We start from the raw sequence: 3216 nt of genomic DNA on the forward strand, positions 1-3216 counted from the left end.
GGGCCAGTTGCCGCGCCTCGTCCGGCGCAAGCTCCAGTTCGCGGGCCACGGTGCGCGCCACGCGGCGCATGTCCACCCCGGCCAGGCGCGCGGCTATGCGCCGCCTGTTGTACCACAGCACGCAGAGCACGGTGGCCTTGACCGCCCCCACCCCCACGGCGAATTCCCAACTCATGCGGTGTCTCCGGATATGTTCGTGGCGGCATAGCGCAGGACAAGGCCCGCCTTTCCGCTCGTGGGCTTGCCCCGCCGCCGCCGGGTTTCGTGATGCCCGATCGTGTCCGTCCGACATGCACGAAAAAGGGGGAAGGGCCAAGGCCCCTCCCCCATCGTCATTCCTTGCGTGATCCGCGTCCCCCTGCCCGCCCGTGGCCAATGAAGCCAACGAAGCCGATTGATCCGGCGGGCGAAAGGAGAACTTAGAAGCAGCCCCTAGCGGTGGGCTTCCAGTTCCTTCAGGAATTCCGGACGCACCTCGAAGCCGCAGGCAGCGGCCTGGTCGGCGAACTGCACGGCCTGGGCGAATTCGCCCCGTTCGAAGTGGGCCAGCGCCAGGTTGTTGTACGCCGGGCCAAAGCCGGGCTCGCGCTTGATGGCCTCGCGGCTGATCTGGATGGAGGACTCGTAGTCGCCCTGCATGTAGTAGGCGGCGCCCAGGGTGGCCATGGCCTGGATGAAGTCCGGGTCCCACTTCAGGGCCTTTTTCAGGGCCTTGACGGCTTCTTCCGGCTCGCCGCGCTGCAGGTGCACGAAGCCGATGTTGCTCCACGGCACCGGGAACTTGGCGCGGCACTGGGCCGCTTCCTCGTTGTAGCGCAGGCAGCCGTCCAGGTCGCCGCGCTGCAGGCAGATGCCGCCCAGTTGCACGTAGGCTTCGGCCAGGCGGGGCGAGTTGCGCACGGCGCTCAGGAACGACTCTTCGGCCGCCACGAAGTCGCGCTTGTGCAGCAGGGCCACGCCAAGGTTGTAGTGATGGTTGGCGCAGTTCTCGCTTTTTTCTATTTCGGCCCGCAGGTCGGCGATGTACTCGTCAATGTCATCGTACTTATCCTTCATCGACGTGACCCTCCTTGATCAGAATATTGTAGTACCACACGCAAAAATCGAACACGCCGCGGTACTTTTCGTCCTTGTTGACGATGCCGAGGGCGGTTTCAAGCGCGCCTCGACCGTATTCGTTGGTGTAGTCCTTCTTGTTGGCCGTCTGCAGAAATTCGCGCACAAGCTGCTGGGTGGTGCGCTTGGTGATGTCCTGACGCGTGTCCAGCGGGTCGTTGGGCTTCTGGAAAGGATCCCAGTTCTCGTAGCCGATGCGTTCCACGTACTTGCGCCGCCGCGGGGACATGGCATCCCAGATGGCGCGCTTCTGGACTTCCTCGTCCGGTGTCAGTTCGCGCGTGGTGCTGTCGCGAAACATGGAGCCCGAGATGTTGACCATGCTCAGCTCTCCTTCTTCACCGGGCCGATGCCAAGGTAGGTGTTGTCGTACCTGGTGATCAGCGCCATGGACACCGGCACGTACACCTGGTCCAGTTCGCGGTAGCGCGACTGCACGGCCACCAGGATTTCGTGGCTGAGGCCCGCCAGGCGCTCGTGGATCTTGTCCAGCGCCACGGTGGGATAGCGCCCGCCGGGGGCGAAGCCTGTGCGGCCACAGGTGTGGGCCACGCCGCCGATGGCGGTGGGAATGCCGTACAGGCGGCAGGTGATGGGCCGGTGGGCGTACATGGCGCAGGTGTCGTCGTCGCCCAGCAGGGGGCAGCGGATGCGCTCGCGCGCCACCTCGGCCAGCAGTTCGGCGGAATCGCGTCCGGTCAGTGATTCCTTGTACAGGCGGCGCTTCAGGCGCACGGCGTGGCGGTCTGCCGCGTCGGCCCGTTCGAGGATGGCGGAACGCTCCGCGCCGAAACCGAAGGCCTCGGCAAAGCGCTGGTTCAGGTACATGGCCTCCACCAGGCCAAGGTCGAACAGGGCGTGGCAGCAATCGCTGCAACCAAGGCCGCAGGTCACGCAGTCGGCGTGCTGCGAACGCACGCGCTCGAACAGCGCATCGGCTTCCGCCACCAGTCGTTCATATTTGGCGAAGATTTCCGTCAGGTCCACGGTCATCCATTCTGCTCCTTGGGGGCCGCGCATGCGCGGCCATCATTCGATGGCCCGACAGGTTGGCGTATCGGGCGCTGGGCGGACTCGGTCGTTCTGTGGCCGGAATGCACACCCCAAGGTTGCCGCCGTCGGCCGCCCTGCGGCACGGTGTGCCGGAACGGCATGCGGACGGAGGGTCGCGCGGCTCCCGCGCGGGCGTGCGGATGTGCGGGAAAACGCGATGCGTGCGGGCGACACGCAACGGGAAGGCCCCGTTTCGGTCAAGAGGCTGAATCCGCGGCGCGGGGCGTTGCGCGGGCTGGGCCTGTCCCCTTCGCGGCCTGCAGGCCGCGTGAAACCGGCCTCGGAGTCTCCCCTTGATGCGCCAAATGCCGCCGGACGGCGCAAACGTCGTCCGGCGGCATGACGTGCAGCAAATCCGGAAAGGCGGCGATTAGTTCTCTTCGACGGTGATCGCGCCGGCTTCGCAGACTTCCACGCAGGATTCACAGCCCAGGCATTCTTCTTCGTTCACGGGAACAGCCTTGCCGTCCTGCAGTTCGTAAACTTCGACGGGGCACACGTCCACGCATTCGCCGTCGCCGGTACACTTATCGGCGTCAACAGTAACAGTCCAACCCATGTCATCCTCCAGGCATGTTTTTCGGCCGACGACGTAGTCGGCTTTTGGGGAACAATTCCCTGTCGTGATTGCAGAAAAACCGCGTCACGACAGGGTTTGACGGCTTACCATCGAAATTGCAGATAGCTGTCGGCAACCGGGGTGTCAAGCTTTGAGGCAAATTCTCATCGGTGCGGGACACGGGAATCGTGACTGTCGGAAATCGCCAACCCCTCAGGGCTGTTTCGCAACCGGGCTTTTTCCGTCAGCGGGCAACTCTCGGCGGGCGCCTTATACCGCCAGCGACACGTAATACCCCTTGCCGCCGCGCTGGATGAGCAGGGTCACCTTGCCCGCCAGCCGGTACCGCGCAAACGCCTGGGCAAAGTCGCGGCTATCTCCCACGCGCACGCTGCCCACCTGGCGCACCACGTCGCCGGGGGCCAGCCCCAGCCGCGCGGCGGGGCTGTTCGGCAGCACGGCGTTGATGCGCACCCCGTTCCCCTGCG

Annotated in this window: 5 protein-coding genes; all 5 read right to left on the reverse strand. The window is 65.2% G+C overall.

Features of this window, described 5'->3' with window-relative positions:
* Positions 1-432 precede the first annotated feature (432 nt).
* Entirely contained in the window at positions 433-1056 is a 624-nt protein-coding gene (locus tag FVW20_RS10560) for a tetratricopeptide repeat protein (RefSeq protein WP_196609477.1), read from the reverse strand.
* On the reverse strand, positions 1046-1438 hold the full coding sequence (locus FVW20_RS10565; protein WP_007525518.1) for a hypothetical protein: 393 nt from the start codon (positions 1436-1438) through the stop codon (positions 1046-1048). The genes FVW20_RS10560 and FVW20_RS10565 overlap by 11 nt, the downstream gene beginning before the upstream one ends.
* Positions 1439-1440: 2 nt before the next feature.
* Complete coding sequence (locus FVW20_RS10570; RefSeq protein ID WP_196609479.1) at positions 1441-2109, reverse strand: CxxCxxCC domain-containing protein; 669 nt, start codon at positions 2107-2109, stop codon at positions 1441-1443.
* 430 nt (positions 2110-2539) lie between these two features.
* Positions 2540-2728, reverse strand: a complete 189-nt coding sequence (locus FVW20_RS10575; RefSeq protein ID WP_196609481.1) for a ferredoxin — start codon at positions 2726-2728, stop codon at positions 2540-2542.
* A gap of 270 nt (positions 2729-2998) precedes the next feature.
* Positions 2999-3216, reverse strand: a 218-nt coding sequence (locus FVW20_RS10580; protein WP_196609483.1) for a PDZ domain-containing protein, incomplete at its 5' end; no start/stop codon positions are given.

Source organism: Nitratidesulfovibrio oxamicus (genome assembly GCF_015731765.1).
Classification (GTDB): domain Bacteria; phylum Desulfobacterota; class Desulfovibrionia; order Desulfovibrionales; family Desulfovibrionaceae; genus Cupidesulfovibrio; species Cupidesulfovibrio oxamicus.

Excerpts from the sequence above, each read along its gene's own strand:
- FVW20_RS10560 (WP_196609477.1), bottom strand. The coding sequence starts at position 1,056 with ATGAAGGATAAGTACGATGACATTGACGAGTACATCGCCGACCTGCGG.
- FVW20_RS10565 (WP_007525518.1), bottom strand. The coding sequence starts at position 1,438 with ATGGTCAACATCTCGGGCTCCATGTTTCGCGACAGCACCACGCGCGAA.
- FVW20_RS10570 (WP_196609479.1), bottom strand. The coding sequence starts at position 2,109 with ATGACCGTGGACCTGACGGAAATCTTCGCCAAATATGAACGACTGGTG.
- FVW20_RS10575 (WP_196609481.1), bottom strand. The coding sequence starts at position 2,728 with ATGGGTTGGACTGTTACTGTTGACGCCGATAAGTGTACCGGCGACGGC.